Raw genomic sequence first — 18,313 nt, 5'->3', positions numbered from 1 at the left:
GCGACATGCATTCGTCAGTGCAGGTCGAACTTCTTCATCTTCCGATGCAGGGTGGCGCGGCTAATGCCGAGGGCGACGGCCGCCTGCGAGACGTTGCCGCTGGTGCGCGACAGCGCCCGCAACAGAGCTGCTTTTTCCGCCTCGACGATCTCCTCCTGCTGCGAGACTCCAGCCTCATGCAGGGCATCGGCCGCCGGAATGCCGGCGGCGATTCGCTTGTCGTCCAGCTGCAGCGCGATGCGGGCAGCGCGCGTTGCTCCCAGCACCAGATCGTGCCGGTCGACGGCAAGCAGGGCGGCGGCGGAATTGGCGCCGGCCGGAACCATCAGGAAACGGGCGCTGGGAAAAGCCGAGCGGAAGAGGTTGAGCTCGATGCGCATCGCCGCATCGCGCACGGTCTGCGTCAGGATCGTCAGCGTCATCTCGTTGACGTCTTCGCGGCAGGTGGAAATATCGAGGGCCGCGGCCACCCGGCCACGGTGATCGCGGATCGGTGCCGTGGTGCAGCTGAGGCTGGTATTGGCGCAGAAAAAATGCTGGTCGCGGAAGATGGCGACGGCGCGTTCGTCGGCAAGCGCGGTGCCGATGCCGTTGGTGCCGATGCTCGCCTCGGTCCAGACGGAGCCGGTCCATAGGCCGAGTTTGTGGAACTCCTTGTCGTCGCCGGCAGCCCCCCGGCGCTCCAATGCAATGCCGTTCCTGTCGGTCAGAAGCAGGCAGCAGCCGGCCCTGCCGACGGTGGTAAAGAGACGATCGAGTTCTTCGGTCGCGCTGGCGATCAGCTGCCCGGACTGTTCGCGGGCACGGCGGAATTCCTCGTCGGTGACACGCAGTGGCGCCCGTTCGTCTTCCGGAGCGAGTTGATGCATGGTCATGCATCGCCGCCAGGAGGCGACAACGGGAGAACTGGCCGCGGCGGAATCGCGCTGGGCAGAGGTGTAGACATGCTCGGCGTGTGCTGAGTGTTCGTGCATCGGCTCCTCCCACGGAACTTCAGCACAGTCTGATGGAAAAGCCGCTGGTTTGCAATCAGGCGGCGCGTGGCGGCCGTCAGCGTGCGGCGGAAGGGGCAGCATCACATTTCGGTGTTTGAGCGGTGAGGGTGTAACAAAGATGTCTCCCGCCCGTATTTCCTTAGAGAGCGAGGCTTTGCCAGATGGGGAGATCCTGATCATGCTGAACAGACGATTATTGCTGATGACGACCGTTTTCGGGGCGCTTGCCGTTCGCGCGAGCCTGGCCGGCAAGGCGATCGCCGGCGAGACGTTTGCGGTGATGCACACAGAGGATGAATGGCGCAAGCTGCTGACGCCGGATCAGTTTGTCATTCTCCGTCAGGCTGGGACGGAAAATCCCTTCACCAGCGCCCTGCTGCATGAGGAGCGGAAAGGCACTTTCGCCTGCGTCGGCTGCGACCAGAAGCTCTTTTCTTCGGCAACGAAATTCGACAGCGGCACCGGCTGGCCGAGCTTTTGGGCACCGCTCGACCATGCGGTCGGCACCACGAACGACACGACTTTCGGGATGGCACGCACGGCCGTCCATTGCGGTCGCTGTGGCGGCCATCTCGGCCACGTCTTCGATGATGGTCCGAAGCCAACCGGGCTTCGCTACTGCATGAATGGCCTTGTCATGACGTTTCATCCAGCCTCGGCCTAGTCGAAGGAGGTCTTGCTTGCTGTTCAGTGCCGGCGAGCGCCGGGGCCTATCCTCGCAGCCATGCCTCGATGCCGCGGGCGGCGGCGCGGCCGGTCGCAAGGCAGGCGGTAAGGAGGTAGCCGCCGGTCGGCGCCTCCCAGTCGAGCATCTCGCCGGCGACGAAGGTGCCCGGCAGCGCCTTCAACATGAAGCCGTCGTCGATGCCGCTCCAGCGGATGCCGCCGGCCGAGGAAATGGCCTCGGCGATCGGCCTCGTATCGAGAACGGGCACCGGCAGGGCCTTGATCAGGCCGGCGATACGTCCGGGATCGGTTCGATCGCGCTCGGGAGCGAGTTCTCGCAGAAAGGCCGCCTTGACGCCGGCGAGGCCGGCGCCCTTGCGCAGGCGGTTCGAGAAGCTCGATTTGCCGTCCTGCCGCGCGAGGTCACGGGTCAGCCTTTCGACCGTCCGGCCGGGGGCGAGGTCGAGCGTCAGGGCAGCGCTGCCGCGGTCCAGCAGCCGGTCGCGGAGGCTCGCCGCATGGGTATAGACCAGGCTGCCCTCGATGCCGCTTGCGGTGATGACGAATTCGCCGGGAAAGGTCCCGGCTTCGGAGGTGGCGGTGACCGACTTCACCGGCTCGCCGGCGAACCGCTCTCTGAAGTTTTGGCTCCAGCCGACGACGAAGCCGCAATTGGCGGGCCGGAAGGCATCGATCTCGACACCCTTCTCCGATAACCACGGCAGCCAGCCCGCATCCGAGCCGAGGCGCGGCCAGCTTGCGCCGCCGAGCGCCAGCAGGGCGGCGTCGCAATGGACGATGCTGCGCCCTTCCGGCGTTTCGAAAACATAGCCCTCATCGGCAAAACCGATCCAACGGTGGCGGGTGCGGAGCACAGCACCCTGCGCCTCCAATCGCTTGAGCCAGGCGCGCAGCAAGGGAGAGGCTTTCATCACCATCGGGAAGACCCGGCCGGACGAACCGACGAAGGTCTCCGTCCCGAGCCCTGCCGCCCAGTCCCTGATATCGACAGGGGTAAAGGCATCCAGGGCGGGGCGCAGGCGGGCGGAGGCCGGGCCGAAGCGCGTGGCGAAACGGGCATAATCCTCGGAATGGGTGATGTTCAGACCCGATTTGCCGGCCAGCAGGAACTTGCGGGCGAAAGTCGGCATGGCGTCGTAGACGGTCACCGCATGGCCGGAGAGCGAAAGCAGTTCGGCAGCCGCCAGGCCCGCCGGGCCGCCGCCGATGATGGCAATTCGCTTCTGGCTCATGGATGTCTTTGCCCGATTCTTTCTGGTGCCGTTTTGGCGCGGCTGCGCCTTGCCTGCAAGGGCGGGATCAGTGATGCGAATGCGTGCACTGGCCGTGGTCGGCGAGAACCTCGATGACACGGCATTGGTCGACGCGGCCGTGGCCGCAGCCTTCCACCATGGTTTCCAGCTCGGCCTTCAAAGCCATCAGGCTGCGGATGCGCTGCTCGACTTCGACGAGACGAGCCTTGGCGATGGCATCGGCGGAGGCGCAGGATTGGTGCGGATCATCCTGCAGGGTCAGCAGCGTGCGGATCGCCTCGATCTCGAAGCCGAGTTCGCGGGCATGGCGGATGAAGGCAAGCCGGCTGATATCGGCAGGTTCGAAGGAGCGCTGGTTGCCTTCGCTGCGGCTCGGCGCCGCGAGCAGGCCGATGCTCTCATAATAACGCACCGTCGGCACTTTGACCCCACTCTGGCGAGCCACTTCACCGATCGTGATCTTTTTCATGATTTTCCTCTTGCACCTCTAGTCGCTAGAGGATGTAGGAGGGATGCTTCTGTTTGACAAGGAAGCGGATCATGGCTGAGACGAACGAGACACGATACCGGGTCGGCGGCATGGATTGCGCCGCCTGCGCGAGCAAGATCGATACCGCGGTCAGGCGCGTGGCCGGGGTGGCCGATGTTTCCGTCTCGGTGATGGCGGGAACGATGACCGTCCGGCATGACGGCAGCAGCGACCTCAAGGCGATCGAGAAGAAGGTGACGGGGCTCGGTTATTCGGTCTCGCCCTTTGCCGGAAGCGCGGCGCCGGCGCATGAGCGCGGTTCTCACGATCATCACGACCATGATCACGGCGATCACGCGGGCCACGATCACGAGGGGCATGATCATGCCGGCCATGGTCATGATCATGCAGGTCACGATCATGACCATGCTGCTCATGGCGAGACGGAAATCGAAGGTCTGCATGGGCACGATCATACGCCGATGACCGGCCCCTGGTGGCAGAGCAGGAAGGGCCGGCTGACCATCCTCTCGGGTGCCGCGCTCGTCGCCGCCTATGCCATCGGCCATCTCGTGCCTGCGATCGCATCCTATGCCTTTATCATCGCCATGCTGGTCGGGCTGGTGCCGATTGCGCGGCGCGCGGTCATGGCGGCTCTCTCCGGCACGCCGTTTTCGATCGAGATGCTGATGACGATCGCTGCCGTCGGCGCCGTCATCATCAATGCGGGAGAGGAGGCGGCGACCGTCGTGTTCCTGTTCCTCGTCGGCGAGCTGCTGGAAGGCGTCGCGGCCGGCAAGGCGCGCGAAAGCATCCAGTCGCTGACGGCCCTGGTGCCGAAGAATGCGCTGCTCGAAGACAATGGTCAGACGCGGGAGGTTCCGGCGGAAAGCCTCGCCGTCGGCGCGATCATCATGGTGCGTCCGGGCGACCGCATCTCGGCGGATGGCATCATCGTCTCGGGCGAGAGCGCGATCGACGAGGCGCCGGTAACGGGCGAGAGCACGCCGGTGCGCAAGGGTGTCGACGCCATCGTTTTTGCCGGAACGGTGAACGGCGATGCGGTGCTCCGGGTTCGAGTCACGGCAGCCGCTGTCGACAATACCATCGCCCGCGTCGTCAAGCTGGTGGAAGTGGCACAGGAATCGAAGGCGCCGACGGAACGTTTCATCGATCGGTTCTCGCGTTATTACACGCCCGGCGTGGTGGTGGTTGCCGCACTGGTCGCGGTCGTTCCGCCGCTCCTCTTCGACGGCTCATGGAGCGAATGGGTCTATAAGGGCCTTGCCATTCTGCTGATCGGTTGCCCCTGCGCGCTTGTCATCTCGACGCCGGCGGCGATTGCCGCCTCGCTTTCAGCAGGCGCGCGGCGCGGGCTGCTGATGAAGGGCGGCGCGGTATTGGAAACGCTCGGCAAGGTGACGATGGTCGCCTTCGACAAGACAGGCACGCTAACCGAAGGCAAGCCTCAGGTGACCGACATCGTTTCCTTCGGATTGAGTGAGGCGCAGGTCTTGTCGCGCGCGGCGGTGCTGGAGCAGGGTTCCAGCCATCCCCTAGCGCTGGCGATCCTCAACCGCGCCAAGGCCGACGGCGTCCCCGTGCCGCCGGCCTTCGAGCTGGAGGCGCTGCCGGGCAAGGGCGTCAGCGGCAATGTCGGCGGCGAGACGCTGGATCTGCTGTCACCGTCCGCTGCCCGTGAGCGCGGAGCACTCGATGGCGACAAGGATGCACGCATTACTGTGCTGAACGACGAGGGCAAGAGCGTGTCGGTGCTGCTCGTCAACGGTGTCGCGGCCGGCCTGATCGCCATGCGCGACGAGCCGCGCGAGGATGCCAAGGCCGGGCTTTCCACGCTCAAGTCGGCCGGCGTCAAGGCGATGATGCTGACGGGCGACAACAAGCGGACGGCAGCAGCCGTTGCCGGCATGCTCGGCATCGACTGGCGCGGCGAGATGATGCCTGAGGATAAGCAGCGGGTCGTCGGTGAATTGAAGCGCCAGGGCTTCATCGTCGCCAAGGTCGGCGACGGCATCAATGATGCTCCGGCGCTGGCTGCCGCCGATATCGGCATCGCCATGGGCGGCGGCACCGACGTGGCGCTGGAAACTGCGGATGCCGCCGTTCTCCACGGGCGCGTCGGCGACGTGGCGCGGATGATCGAGCTGTCCAAACGGACGATGCGCAATATCCTGCAGAATATCAGCATCGCGCTGGGACTGAAGGCGGTGTTCCTGGTGACGACGATTGCCGGCATCACCGGTCTCTGGCCGGCAATTCTCGCCGATACCGGCGCCACCGTGCTGGTGACGATCAATGCGCTTAGGCTGCTTCAGGTCAAGGGATAAACCCTATTCGCAGCGACGATGCGGCTGATCGGGAATCGACAATCGTAGAGCCGGCTACAAGCCGGCTCTCTTCGTTCCGGCCTTCTTCACAGCCTGTTTGCTTAAGCCTTCGTTATCCATGTTTTTCACAGGAACGTAGTGATTTCAAACTTGCCGTAACGCAACGCACAAACCATCCGTTGACGTGATTTTGGATTCGCGTACTATATCTAGTGTTCAAGGTTCCTTCGATTCGTGTCGGATCGCGGGCTAAGACGGGAATACGGTGCGTTTCGCCATGACGGCGCAGCAAGGCCGGAGCTGCCCCCGCAACTGTAAGCGGCGAGCAACTGTCCGATTTCAGGTCACTGAGGCATGATGCCTCGGGAAGGCTGGGGCAGGGTGCTTCGACCCGCAAGCCAGGAGACCTGCCTTGAACTAGATGTCCACGGGCGGGGTGTCCGGAAGGTCGCGTGCATGACAGCGGAATGATCCGCGCCTGTTGCGCTGCCCGAACGTCCGCATGAGCACTTCGGGGTTGAAGTCATGTTCAGAATATCAAGGCCGCCGCCCGCGCTAATCCCGATCGTCTCAGGCGTCTAAAGCGCCGACTTGCCAGATCACCATCAAGCATTGACCCGGACGCCACAAGGCGCCCGATCCCTGTCTTGCGTCCTGAATTCTTTGACATCACGAGGAACATGATGAGCGTTACCGTCTACAGCAAACCCGCCTGCGTCCAATGCACTGCCACCTATCGCGCCCTCGACCGTCTGGGCGTCGATTACGACATCGTCGATATCTCCGAGGATGCCGAAGCGCTCGATCGTGTCCGCAGCCTCGGCTACATGCAGGCGCCGGTCGTGATCGCCGGCGAGCGGCATTGGGCGGGTTTCCGCCCCGATATGATCAGCGCGCTCTCCTGACCGAGGAAAAAGGCGATGGGGCTGATCGTCTATTATTCCAGCCGATCCGAAAATACCCATCGCTTCGTTGCCAGGCTCGGACTGCGCGCGGCGCGCATTCCGGCGGGCGGTGCGGATGCGTTCCATATCCGCGAACCCTTCGTGCTTGTCGTGCCGACCTATAGCGGCGGCGACGGCCCAGGGATCATAAAGGGCGCCGTTCCCAAGCAGGTGATCCGTTTCTTGAACGATGCGGAGAACCGAGGACACATTCGTGGCGTGATTGCCGCGGGCAACAGCAATTTCGGCGAGACATACGGGCTCGCCGGCGACGTGATCTCGCAGAAATGCCGGGTGCCGTACCTCTACAGGTTCGAGCTCATGGGCACGGAGGAGGATGTCGCCAACGTCAAACACGGAATGGAACGATTTTGGACACGGGAACAACTCTGACGCGGGATGCGGGTGCAAAACCGCATAACAGTTTTGCTCATCCCGCCGGCGAACGCCCTTTGAAAGCGGTGGAAACGCTCGACTATCACGCGCTGAACGCCATGCTGAACCTCTATGACGATGAGGGCAGGATCCAGCTCGAAAAGGACCGCATGGCGGCGAAGCAGTATTTCCTGCAGCATGTGAACCAGAACACCGTGTTCTTTCACAATCTGAGGGAAAAGCTCGATTACCTCGTGACCGAGGGCTATTACGAGCAGGAGGTTCTCGACCAATATTCCTTCAATTTCGTCCGCGACCTGTTCGACCAGGCCTATGCCAGGAAGTTCCGGTTCCCGACTTTCCTCGGCGCCTTCAAATATTACACCAGCTATACGCTGAAGACCTTTGACGGAAAGCGCTATCTCGAGCGCTACGAGGACCGCATCTGCATGGTGGCGCTGACTTTGGCGCGCGGCGACGAGGCCCTTGCCCGCGACATGGTCGACGAGATCATCTCCGGCCGCTTCCAGCCGGCGACGCCGACCTTCCTCAATGCCGGCAAGAAACAGCGCGGTGAACTGGTTTCCTGCTTCCTGCTGCGGGTCGAGGACAATATGGAATCGATCGGCCGGTCGATCAATTCGGCGCTGCAATTGTCGAAGCGCGGCGGCGGCGTGGCGCTGTCGCTGACGAACATCCGCGAGGCCGGCGCGCCGATCAAGCAGATCGAGAACCAGTCATCGGGCATCATCCCGGTGATGAAGCTGCTCGAAGACAGTTTCTCCTATGCCAACCAGCTCGGTGCCCGGCAGGGAGCCGGTGCTGTCTATCTCAACGCCCATCACCCTGACATCATGCGCTTCCTCGACACCAAGCGTGAGAATGCCGACGAGAAGATCCGCATCAAGACGCTGTCGCTCGGCGTCGTCGTGCCCGACATCAGCTTCGAACTCGCGAGGAACAACGAGGACATGTACCTGTTCTCGCCCTATGACGTCGAGCGCGTCTATGGTGTGCCCTTTACCGAGATTTCGGTGACAGAAAAATATCGGGAGATGGTGGCAGATGCCGGCATCTCCAAGAAGAAGATCAAGGCGCGGGAATTCTTCCAGGTGCTTGCCGAAATCCAGTTCGAAAGCGGTTATCCCTACATCATGTTCGAGGACACGGTGAACCGGGCGAACCCGATCGCCGGGCGTATTTCGATGAGCAATCTCTGCTCGGAGATCCTGCAGGTCAGTGAGGCGAGCGAATATAATGACGACCTCTCCTACAAGCATCTCGGCAAGGATATTTCCTGCAATCTCGGCTCGCTGAACATTGCGGCCGCCATGGATTCCGCCGATTTCGGTAAGACGATCGAGACCTCGATCCGGGCGCTGACGGCGGTTTCCGATATGAGCCATATTGCCTCGGTTCCGTCGATCGAGAAAGGCAATGACGAAAGCCACGCGATCGGCCTCGGCCAGATGAACCTGCACGGATACCTCGCCCGCGAACGTATCTTTTACGGTTCCGAAGAAGGCGTCGATTTCACCAATATCTATTTCTACACGGTGACCTATCACGCGATCCGCGCCTCGAATCTCCTGGCGCTCGAACGCGGCACCAGCTTCAAGGGTTTCGAGAACTCGAAATATGCCTCCGGCGAATATTTCGACAAATATACCGAGGAGGAATGGCAGCCGACGACGGAGAAGGTGCAGGCGCTATTCGACGATGCCGGCATCCCTGTTCCGACACAGGAAGATTGGGCAGCGCTGAAGACGGCTGTCATGGCCTCCGGTCTCTATAACCGGAATCTGCAGGCGGTGCCGCCGACCGGGTCGATCTCCTATATCAACCACTCGACCTCCTCGATCCATCCGATCGTCTCGAAGATCGAAATCCGCAAGGAAGGCAAGATCGGCCGTGTCTATTATCCGGCGCCGTTCATGACCAACGACAATCTCGATTATTACCAGGATGCCTACGAGATTGGCGCGGAGAAGATTATCGACACCTATGCGGCGGCGACCCAGCATGTCGACCAGGGCCTGTCGCTAACCTTGTTCTTCCGCGATACCGCGACGACGCGCGACATCAACAAGGCGCAGATCCACGCCTGGAAGAAGGGCATCAAGACGATCTACTACATCCGCCTTCGCCAGATGGCGCTGTCCGGCACCGAGGTGCAGGGCTGCGTGTCTTGTACGCTGTGATTTGAATTCGGCTTTGGACCAGCAAGATGCCCCTCACCCTAACCCTCTCCCCGTAAAAACGGGGAGAGGGGACGTGCCCTGCGAGAGGTTGCGAGGGAACGGAGAGCTTGCGGCTTGCCCCCTTCGCCCCGTTTACGGGGAGAAGGTGCCGGCAGGCGGATGAGGGGCAGATTCGGACATTCCTCAAAAGGACCACCCAATGAACATGCAATTGAAAACCGTCTCCCGCGTGCGCGCCATCAACTGGAACCGCATTGAGGACGACAAGGATCTCGAAGTCTGGAACCGGCTGACCGGCAATTTCTGGCTGCCGGAGAAAGTGCCGCTGTCCAACGACATTCCCTCCTGGGCGACGCTGACGGCGGCCGAGCAGCAGCTGACGATCCGGGTCTTCACCGGGCTGACGCTGCTCGACACGATCCAGAACGGTGTGGGCGCCGTCGGGCTGATGGAGGATGCGGTCACCCCGCATGAGGAGGCAGTGCTTTCCAACGTCTCCTTCATGGAGGCGGTGCACGCGCGCTCCTACTCCTCGATCTTTTCGACGCTCTGCTCGACGCCCGACGTCGACGATGCCTATCGCTGGTCCGAGGAGAACGAATTCCTGCAGCGCAAATCGACGCTGATCATGGAGCAGTATCGCTGCGGCGATCCCTTGAAGAAGAAGGTCGCCAGCGTCTTCCTCGAAAGCTTCCTGTTCTATTCCGGCTTCTACCTGCCGATGTACTGGTCGAGCCGCGCCAAGCTCACCAACACGGCAGACATGATCCGGCTGATCATCCGCGACGAGGCGGTGCACGGCTATTATATCGGCTACAAATTCCAGCGCGGACTGGAGCGGCTTTCCGAGCAGAGAAAACAGGAGATCAAGGATTTCGCCTTCGACCTCTTGCTCGAACTCTACGACAATGAGGCGAGATATACCGAAGCGCTTTATGACGGCGTCGGGCTCACCGAGGACGTCAAGAAATTCCTGCATTACAATGCCAACAAGGCGCTGATGAACCTCGGCTACGAGGCGCTTTTCCCGGCCGAAGCCTGCAAGGTCAATCCGGCGATCCTGTCGGCGCTTTCGCCGAATGCCGACGAGAACCACGATTTCTTCTCGGGCTCCGGTTCCTCTTATGTGATCGGCAAGGCTGTCGCGACAGAAGACGAGGACTGGGATTTCTGAGGCTTTATCGCAGTCGGCCCTTATCATTTGCATCCCCATCGCCCACATTCAGCGGAAATCAAGTCGATCCTCGCCGATTGTGGCGCAGCGGAGTTTTTAATGTTGTCTTATCCAAACAAGGCCGGAACTGCTTCCGAAGCAGACGAAGGCGTCTGGCCGATCCGCAGGAGACGGATCCTCGACTGGCTGGTGAACGAGACGCGCGGCGAGCGCTTCATCGACAATATCCTGGTGGAGATGTGCGGGAAGCTGCTGGCGGCAGGCGTGCCGGTGGCGCGGGCGACGCTGCATTTCAGGGTGAACCACCCACAATGGATTGGTGCCCGCCTTCTCTGGAAGGAGGGACTGCCGGAGGCGAAGATCGATACATTCGCCTATGGCGTCGAAAACACGCCGGATTTCCTGACCAGTCCCGTCAACGCGATCCATCAGGGTGCAGAGGAGGTGCGCAGGCAGCTGGAGGGTACAGCCGCAGGCGACTTGGATTCATTCTATCAGGAACTGCGTGACGACGGCCTGACCGAGTATATCGCCTGGCCGCTCGAGCATACTTTCGGCAAACGGCATGTGGCGACATTTTCCACCAGCCGGCCGGGCGGCTTCGAGCGCGAACATGTCGATTTCCTGCGCGATCTGCTGCCGGCCTTGACCCTCGTCAGCGAAATCAGGCTGAAGAACATCATGGCGCGTACGCTGCTGCAGACCTATGTCGGGCCGCATGCGAGCGAGCAGATCCTGTCGGGCGTGACGACGCGCGGCAGCGGCGCCACCGTCGGCGCGGCGATCATGATCTGCGACCTGCGCGACTTTACGGCAATCTCCGATCTCTGGCCGCGCGACGATGTCATCCATCTGCTCAACGATTATTTCGATGCGATATCGGATCCGATCGAACGGTTTGGCGGCGAGATCCTGAAGTTCATGGGCGACGGATTGCTGGCGATCTTCCCACTGAGCAAGGAAACGGCCTGCGCCGATCTGCTGCAGGCGATCCGCGAAGGGCAGGCGTCGATGGCCGAGCTGAACGAGGAGCATGTGCGCATGGGCCGCGATCCGCTGCGCTACGGCGTCGGGGTGCATGTCGGCGACGTCATGTACGGCAATATCGGCTCACGCCGGCGGCTTGATTTCACCGTCATCGGCCCGGCGGTCAATGTCGCCTCGCGGCTGGAAAGCCTGACCAAGGAGGTCAAGCGCCCGGTGCTCTTGTCGCGGGCCTTCGTCGAGATGGCGGACTGCGCCAAAGACATGGACAGTCTCGGCACCTTCCCGCTGCGCGGGCTCGGAGAGCCGGTCGATGTCTTCGCGTTTCCGGAGCGGTAGGCTAGCTAGGCAGAGTCAGACACCGCGTTTGTTGCCCCACAGCAGCACGTGCAGCTGCGGCAGCACCCGGGGAGCAAACCATCGGTCGGCCGTCACCTTCTCGACCAGCCAGTGCATCCGGTCCATTACGCCGTCGATATCGATGCGGGCATCGTCGTCATCGGGCGGCGGCGGTGTACGGTTGCCCGGCTGAAGGAACAGGGGAATAGCGGGATAGCGCTCGCCCGCCTCCCGGGCGAAGGCATAGTCGGCATCATCGAAGACGACGATTTTCAAGACGATGTCCGGCCCGCCGGCGGCGAGCCGGAGACAGTTGTCGACCTCATCCCAATCCGTCAGCATTCCGCTTGACGGCGGCTTGGGGCTCAAGACCAGCATGTCGAGATCGCGAAACCAGTCCCGGGCGACGCTCCCCTGCGTTTCCAGCGCGAAACGGTATCCTTGCGAATGCCCGAATTCGATCAATGGCCCGAGCGGCTGGATCGCGGGATTGCCTCCGGAAAGGGAAACCGTCAGAGGCCTGCCTCCGGAGAGCTTTGTGACCTCCTGCCAGACCGCCTCGACGGACATGGGAAGCCATTGATCCCGAAAGGCGCTGTCGACCGCATGCAGGCTGTCGCACCAGGAACAGCGATAGTCACAGCCGCCTGTCCTGACGAACACTGTCGGCAGCCCGATCAACGCGCCTTCGCCCTGTATGGTCGGGCCGAAGATCTCGCTGACGCGAATGGTCTCTCCGCTCACGGACGGTACTCCGCCCAGGTCTTCGGCGTCTCGCTGACGCGGACAGAGGACGTCTCCGGGAAACGCTCTTTGCACCAGTCGTAGAAATGCTTTGCCAGGAACTCGGAGGTGACTTTCGAATGGCCGAAGACCTCGTTCAGGTGGCGATGATCGAGAGCTTCGTCGATGTACCGCTTGAGCGGTGACAGGTCGTGATAGTCGCGAACGAAGCCGTCAGCGTTCAGGTTTTCGGCGGAGAGCTCAACGACCACGACGTAGTTGTGGCCGTGGAGCCTGGCGCATTGATGGTCGGCCGGCAGATGATCCAGCTGGTGCGAGGCGGAGAGATGGAACTCCTTGGTGATGCGGTACATCAACGCACCTCCGCGGCAGAGTATTGCGACACCGCCGCTTTCCAGAAATCCTGGTCTTCATATTCCGTCGGATCCGGAATACCGGCGAGATGGAAAGCCTCGCGACGTTCGACGCAGGTTCCGCAGCGCCCGCAATGGAGCCGGCCGCCTTTATAGCAGGACCATGTTTCCGCAAACGGCGTCGCATGTTTTTCGCCGTCTGTAACGATCGCCGCCTTGGATATATCGACATAGGGCGCAAGCAGTCTGACGTTGGCATAACCGTCCAGCGCCTCGTTCTGCATGCGCTGGAAGGCGTCGATGAAGCCCGGCCGGCAATCGGGGTAGATGAAGTGGTCGCCGCCATGCACGGCGACGGCAACGGCATCCGCTTTTTGCGCGGCCGCCAAGCCGAACGCGATGGCCAGCATGATGGCGTTGCGGTTCGGCACCACGGTGGCCTTCATGGTCTCCTCGGCATAATGGCCGTCCGGAACCTCGATGTCGTCGGTCAGGGCCGATCCGCTGAGATGGCCGCCGATGGCTGATATATCGATGATATGATGGGGAACGGCGAGGCGCGCGGCGCACCGGGCGGCGAAATCGAGTTCCTTGCGATGCCGCTGGCCGTAGTCGAAGGAGACGAGGCCAATAAGCTGTTGTTCCGCTGCTATCTTGTGGGCAAGCGAAACGGAGTCGAGTCCGCCGGAGCAGACGACGATAGTCTTCATATTTTGGATCCCTTGTTTTGACCGGGTGGGCTGCGACCGGATTACGGCGTGCTTCTAGGGCAAATCACGCCTGTTGGGAATAGCCTGGGCTTAACCGACCGGGAAATTGATCTGCGGCGGCAGCAGAAGATGCAGGCCTTCGGTGTCGGCATTGTTGATGCGCTGCAGCAGCATGCGGCCGAGATCCTCGCCCGCCGCCGTCAGGTCCTCGTGGATCGTGTCGACCTTCGGCTGCAATTGGGTGAGAAGGCGGGACGTTTCCTTGGCGACGATGTCGTAATCGACCGCGAGTGTCCGGCCGGCGTCGCTCATGCCGCTGATGACGGCGAGTGCGGAGACTTCGCCGGGACAGATGAAACCATCGGGCGCTTCCGGAGCGGCGGCGCGGCTGGAGATGAAATCGCGCAGCACATCCGCCGGCGTATCGAGATCGACCGTTTCGGGGATCTCATAGGCAATGCCCGCCTCCCGCACCGCCGTCATGAAGCCGTGCAGGATATGCTGGCAGAAGGTCAGCCGTTTCGGCGGCAGGACCACGGCCACCTTCTTGCGGTCCTTTGCGATCAGCCGGCGCGTCGCCTCATAGGCAAAGGTGAAATTGTCGTAGTCGACATAAGGGTGCGGCGTCGAAAATTCCGTGCGGCCGTGGCAGATGAAGGGAAAGCCGGTTTCGAGCAGCAGGCGGACGCGGGCATCGAGCGGTTCGGTTCGCGTGAAGATCAGCCCGTCGGCGAGGTGGTTGCGGACGATATATTCGGCGGCCTCGACATCGGTGGTCGACAGGAAGTTCGGGGCGACGACGAGATGGTAGGAAGTCTCCTTCAGCGCCTTGGCAATGCCGTACATGATCGAGGTGCTGAAACCGACGACTTCCTCGTGCGAATCAAGCAGGATGGCGATGACATTGGTGCGACCGGTCTTCAGGCGCTGCGCGGCCCGATCGGGGAGATAGCCGATCTCGCGGGCAATGCGGTGCACGCGCTGGCGGGTCTCCAGCGAAATCTGCGGTGCATCGGAGAGCGCCCGCGACACCGTCGTCACGGCAAGGCCGGCGATCGTGGCGATCGTTCGCAAGGTCGGCTTGCCGCGCTTATGCGTGATCTCGAGATTTTCGCCGCTTCGCGGCCGGGACGGTTCGGTCACTCTCGGCTTTCCATGCTGGAATTGGCGATACAATAACACGATGACTTGGACGCGCAATCGAGGAATGAAAACGTTTTAAATTTTAACGATCTGTTAGCCAAATCAAAAATATCTATAAAATTCAATCATATATAGGAATAACCATATTTTTCTCGGGAGTCGAGAAAGGGCTTGACGATCAGCGACTTATAACGTTTTAAATTAGCAACCGCGCAGAGGAGTGCGGCCGTATGTCGACCGTCGCAACGGCGGAAAACATCGGGCGGCAGGGAAGGCCCGCCGCCGATTTTCAAATGGGAGGAAATTCATGCGCAAGTTTATGAGCTCAGCGGCGGTTGCCGTCGTGATGATGGCTGGCCTCGGTGCGGCGCAGGCAGCCGACGTGAAGGAAGTTCAGATGCTGCATTGGTGGACGTCCGGCGGCGAGGCGGCGGCTTTGAACGTGCTGAAGCAGGATCTGTCGAAGGAAGGTTTTGCCTGGAAGGACGTTCCAGTGGCCGGCGGCGGCGGTGATGCGGCGATGACGGCACTGAAGGCGATGGTTGCGGCCGGCACCTATCCGACGGCCTCGCAGATGCTGGGCTATACCGTGCTCGATTATGCCCAGGCCGGCGTCATGGGCGACCTGACCGAGACGGCCAAGAAGGAAGGCTGGGACAAGTCGGTGCCGGCGGCGCTGCAGAAGTTCTCGGTCTATGACGGCAAGTGGGTCGCAGCCCCTGTTAACGTGCACTCGGTCAACTGGCTGTGGATCAACAAGGCGGTGATGGACAAGATCGGCGGCACCCAGCCGAAGACCTTCGACGATCTGATCGCGCTGCTCGACAAGGCCAAGGCCGCAGGTGTCATCCCCTTGGCGCTCGGCGGTCAGAACTGGCAGGAAGCGACGATGTTCGATTCCATCGTGCTGTCGACCGGCGGGCCGGAATTCTACAAGAAGGCCTTCAACGACCTCGATGAGGAGTCGCTGAAGTCGGACACGATGAAGAAGTCCTTCGACAATCTGGCGACGATCATCAAATATGTCGATCCGAACTTCTCCGGCCGCGACTGGAACCTGGCGACCGCCATGGTCATCAAGGGTGATGCGCTGGTGCAGGTGATGGGCGACTGGGCCAAGGGCGAATTCGTCGCCGCCAAGAAGACCCCGGACAAGGACTTCCTGTGCTACCGCTTCCCCGGCACCGAAGGCAGCGTCGTCTACAACTCCGACATGTTCGGCATGTTCAACGTTCCCGACGACCGCAAGGCCGCACAGGTAGCACTGGCAACGGCGACGCTGTCGAAGAGCTTCCAGTCGGCCTTCAACGTCGTCAAGGGTTCGGTGCCGGCCCGCACCGACGTTCCCGACACCGACTTCGACGCCTGCGGCAAGAAGGGCATCGCCGATCTGAAGGCGGCCAATGAAGGCGGCACGCTGTTCGGCTCGCTGGCGCAGGGCTACGGCGCCCCTCCGGCCATCGCCAATGCCTATAAGGACGTGGTCTCGAAGTTCGTCCACGGCCAGATCAAGAGCTCCGACGAAGCCGTCAAGCAGCTCGTCCAGGCAATCGACGACGCTCGCTGAGACCGTGGTTGATGCACATGCTTCCCCGCGCATGTCGCGGGGAGGCTTCAGGCTCCGCAGCGATAAATGCCGAGCGATCCTGCGGGAAGGGAGACAAGATACCATGAGCACAGTTGCGACCACCGATCCGGTTCTGACGCCGGCGCATTCGACGGCGATCTCGCTGCGCGGCCGGCTGCAGGATGCGCTGCCGAAGATCGTGCTGGCGCCGAGCTTCGTCATCACGCTGGTCTTCGTCTACGGCTTCATCATCTGGACGGCCTATCTCTCCTTTACCAATTCCAAGACCTTTCCGTCCTATGCGCTGACCGGCGCACGCGCCTATCAGCGGCTGTGGCGCTGGACCTTCGAGAGCGATCCGCCGTCCTCCTGGTATACCTCGATCACCAACATGGCGATCTTCGGCTTCCTCTATGTCGGCATCTGCCTGGCGCTCGGTCTGTTCCTGGCGATCCTGCTCGACCAGAAGATCCGCGGCGAGGGGTTATTGCGGCCGATCTTCCTCTATCCGATGGCGCTCTCCTTCATCGTCACCGGGGTTGCCTGGAAGTGGTTCCTCGATCCCGGCCTCGGGCTGGAGCAGACGCTGCATCACTTCGGCTGGACGAGCTTCCACTTCGACTGGATCAAGAACAAGGACTTCGTCATCTATACCGTCGTCATCGCCGGTGTCTGGCAGGCGTCCGGCTTCGTCATGGCGATGTTCCTGGCCGGGCTTCGCGGCATCGACGGCGAGATCATGAAGGCGGCGCAGATCGACGGCGCTTCCCCCTTGCAGCTCTATCGCCGCATCGTCATTCCGCTGCTGCGGCCGATCTTTCTCTCCGCCTTCATCGTGCTCGCCCATATGGCGATCAAGTCCTACGACCTGGTGGTGGCGCTGACCTCGGGCGGGCCTGGCGGCTCGGCCTGGCTGCCGTCCAACTTCATGTATGAATATACCTTCAAGCGCAACGAGATGGCCGTCGGCTCGGCCAGCGCCATCATCATGCTGATGACCATCTCGGCAATCATCGTGCCCTATCTCTATTCCGAACTGAAGGAGAAGGCCCGATGAGCAGCGTCACCGCCTCGACCGTACCTTCGACCGCACCGCTTTCGCAGAGCGGCGACAGCAGGAATAACAACACACGCTGGATCGGCCGCCTCGCCATCTACGGGCTGCTGACGATCTTCGCCATCCTCTATCTGATGCCGCTCTTCGTCATGCTCGTAACCTCGTTCAAGACCATGGACGAGATCCAGGGCGGCAACATGCTGGCGCTGCCGCAGGCGCCGACCTTCGATCCCTGGATCAAGGCCTGGGGCGAGACCTGCGTCGGCCTGACCTGCGCCGGCATCAAGGGCTACTTCTGGAACTCGATCAAGATGGTGGTGCCGGCGGTGGCAATCTCCACCATCTTAGGCGCGCTGAACGGCTATATCCTGACCAAATGGCGGTTCCCCGGCCATACGCTGGTGTTCGGGCTGATGCTGTTTGCCTGCTTCATCCCGTTCCAGTCGGTGCTCTTGCCGATGGCGACGATCCTCGGCTCGCTCGGCCGCTTCGGCGTCACCCTGCAGAACGCCACCGGCTTTAACTTCGGCTTCGGCAATTCGACCGTCAACCTGGTCTTCGTGCATGTCGTCTATGGCTTGGGCTTCACCACGCTGTTCTTCCGCAATTTCTACGAGGCCTTTCCGACCGAGCTGGTCCGCGCCGCCCAGGTCGACGGCGCCAGCTTCTTCCAGATCTTCCGCCGCATCATGCTGCCGAACTCGCTGCCGATCATCGTCGTCACGGTCATCTACCAGTTCACCAATATCTGGAACGACTTCCTGTTTGCCTCGGCCTATGCCGGCACCGGCGACTCCATGCCGATGACGGTGGCGCTCAACAATGTCGTCAACACCTCGACGGGTGTGGTCGAATACAATGTCAATATGGCTGCGGCGATGATCGCGGCCGTTCCCACACTGATCGTCTATATCCTCGCCGGCCGCTACTTCGTGCGCGGTCTGATGGCGGGGGCAGTCAAAGGGTAAGT

The 18,313-nt window shown here is 61.7% G+C and carries 17 protein-coding genes and 1 riboswitch; of the genes, 10 read left to right on the top strand and 7 right to left on the bottom strand.

Features of this window, described 5'->3' with window-relative positions; translation table 11 throughout:
- Positions 1-14: 14 nt before the first annotated feature.
- Positions 15-974 carry a helix-turn-helix domain-containing protein gene (locus CO657_RS18000; protein ID WP_003590057.1) on the bottom strand — a complete coding sequence of 320 codons (960 nt, stop codon included), beginning with the start codon at positions 972-974 and terminating at the stop codon, positions 15-17.
- A 199-nt stretch (positions 975-1,173) separates the two neighbouring features.
- Here CO657_RS18000 and msrB point away from each other — a divergent pair, with 199 nt between their 5' ends.
- Positions 1,174-1,659 carry a peptide-methionine (R)-S-oxide reductase MsrB gene (msrB, locus tag CO657_RS17995; RefSeq protein ID WP_054186015.1) on the top strand — a complete coding sequence of 162 codons (486 nt, stop codon included), beginning with the start codon at positions 1,174-1,176 and terminating at the stop codon, positions 1,657-1,659.
- A gap of 46 nt (positions 1,660-1,705) precedes the next feature.
- On the opposite strand, the gene CO657_RS17990 is transcribed toward msrB, so the two are convergent.
- Entirely contained in the window at positions 1,706-2,914 is a 1,209-nt protein-coding gene (locus CO657_RS17990) for a TIGR03862 family flavoprotein (RefSeq protein ID WP_054186016.1), read from the bottom strand.
- A 67-nt stretch (positions 2,915-2,981) separates the two neighbouring features.
- Positions 2,982-3,404, bottom strand: a complete 423-nt coding sequence (locus CO657_RS17985) for a MerR family transcriptional regulator (RefSeq protein WP_003590060.1) — start codon at positions 3,402-3,404, stop codon at positions 2,982-2,984.
- 71 nt (positions 3,405-3,475) lie between these two features.
- On the opposite strand from CO657_RS17985, the gene CO657_RS17980 reads away from it, so the two are divergent.
- From CO657_RS17980 to CO657_RS17955, 6 genes are all read left to right on the top strand, one after another.
- On the top strand, positions 3,476-5,752 hold the full coding sequence (locus CO657_RS17980) for a heavy metal translocating P-type ATPase (RefSeq protein WP_054186017.1): 2,277 nt from the start codon (positions 3,476-3,478) through the stop codon (positions 5,750-5,752).
- Between the two features lie 202 nt (positions 5,753-5,954).
- Positions 5,955-6,181, top strand: a riboswitch (cobalamin riboswitch).
- A 254-nt stretch (positions 6,182-6,435) separates the two neighbouring features.
- Entirely contained in the window at positions 6,436-6,657 is a 222-nt protein-coding gene (gene nrdH / locus CO657_RS17975; RefSeq protein ID WP_012559071.1) for a glutaredoxin-like protein NrdH, read from the top strand.
- Between the two features lie 15 nt (positions 6,658-6,672).
- Positions 6,673-7,089, top strand: coding sequence for a class Ib ribonucleoside-diphosphate reductase assembly flavoprotein NrdI (gene nrdI / locus CO657_RS17970; protein ID WP_054186018.1), 417 nt, complete (start codon positions 6,673-6,675; stop codon positions 7,087-7,089).
- Positions 7,068-9,272, top strand: coding sequence for a class 1b ribonucleoside-diphosphate reductase subunit alpha (gene nrdE / locus CO657_RS17965; protein ID WP_054186019.1), 2,205 nt, complete (start codon positions 7,068-7,070; stop codon positions 9,270-9,272). The genes nrdI and nrdE overlap by 22 nt, the downstream gene beginning before the upstream one ends.
- 199 nt (positions 9,273-9,471) lie before the next feature.
- Positions 9,472-10,446: a class 1b ribonucleoside-diphosphate reductase subunit beta gene (gene nrdF, locus CO657_RS17960; RefSeq protein WP_054186020.1), complete on the top strand. Its 975-nt coding sequence runs from the start codon at positions 9,472-9,474 to the stop codon at positions 10,444-10,446.
- Between the two features lie 99 nt (positions 10,447-10,545).
- A complete protein-coding gene (locus tag CO657_RS17955) occupies positions 10,546-11,769 on the top strand; it encodes an adenylate/guanylate cyclase domain-containing protein (protein WP_054186021.1) in 1,224 nt (407 codons plus the stop codon).
- 15 nt (positions 11,770-11,784) lie between these two features.
- Here CO657_RS17955 and queE read toward each other — a convergent pair whose 3' ends face one another.
- The 4 genes from queE to CO657_RS17935 all read right to left on the bottom strand — a co-directional run bounded on the left by queE (position 11,785) and on the right by CO657_RS17935 (position 14,719).
- The gene (gene queE / locus CO657_RS17950; protein ID WP_054186022.1) at positions 11,785-12,513 is read right to left on the bottom strand and encodes a 7-carboxy-7-deazaguanine synthase QueE; all 729 of its coding nucleotides are present in this window, start codon (positions 12,511-12,513) and stop codon (positions 11,785-11,787) included.
- Positions 12,510-12,866: a 6-carboxytetrahydropterin synthase QueD gene (queD, locus tag CO657_RS17945; protein ID WP_054186023.1), complete on the bottom strand. Its 357-nt coding sequence runs from the start codon at positions 12,864-12,866 to the stop codon at positions 12,510-12,512. The genes queE and queD overlap by 4 nt, the downstream gene beginning before the upstream one ends.
- Complete coding sequence (queC, locus tag CO657_RS17940; RefSeq protein WP_054186024.1) at positions 12,866-13,576, bottom strand: 7-cyano-7-deazaguanine synthase QueC; 711 nt, start codon at positions 13,574-13,576, stop codon at positions 12,866-12,868. Before queC ends, queD begins: the two co-directional genes overlap by 1 nt.
- A gap of 90 nt (positions 13,577-13,666) precedes the next feature.
- Positions 13,667-14,719: a LacI family transcriptional regulator gene (locus tag CO657_RS17935; protein WP_054186025.1), complete on the bottom strand. Its 1,053-nt coding sequence runs from the start codon at positions 14,717-14,719 to the stop codon at positions 13,667-13,669.
- Positions 14,720-15,026: 307 nt separating this feature from the next.
- Between CO657_RS17935 and CO657_RS17930 the strand changes: the two genes are divergently transcribed.
- From CO657_RS17930 to CO657_RS17920, 3 genes are all read left to right on the top strand, one after another.
- Positions 15,027-16,286, top strand: a complete 1,260-nt coding sequence (locus CO657_RS17930) for an ABC transporter substrate-binding protein (protein ID WP_054186026.1) — start codon at positions 15,027-15,029, stop codon at positions 16,284-16,286.
- A 103-nt stretch (positions 16,287-16,389) separates the two neighbouring features.
- Entirely contained in the window at positions 16,390-17,343 is a 954-nt protein-coding gene (locus CO657_RS17925) for a carbohydrate ABC transporter permease (protein ID WP_054186027.1), read from the top strand.
- Positions 17,340-18,311, top strand: coding sequence for a carbohydrate ABC transporter permease (locus tag CO657_RS17920; protein WP_054186028.1), 972 nt, complete (start codon positions 17,340-17,342; stop codon positions 18,309-18,311). Before CO657_RS17925 ends, CO657_RS17920 begins: the two co-directional genes overlap by 4 nt.
- The last annotated feature ends 2 nt before the right edge of the window (positions 18,312-18,313 follow it).

The sequence above is a fragment of the Rhizobium acidisoli genome (assembly GCF_002531755.2).
GTDB classification, from domain to species: domain Bacteria; phylum Pseudomonadota; class Alphaproteobacteria; order Rhizobiales; family Rhizobiaceae; genus Rhizobium; species Rhizobium acidisoli.
The sequence above is the reverse complement of the archived record's forward strand: the minus strand, read 5'-3'. Positions and strand labels throughout refer to the sequence as shown.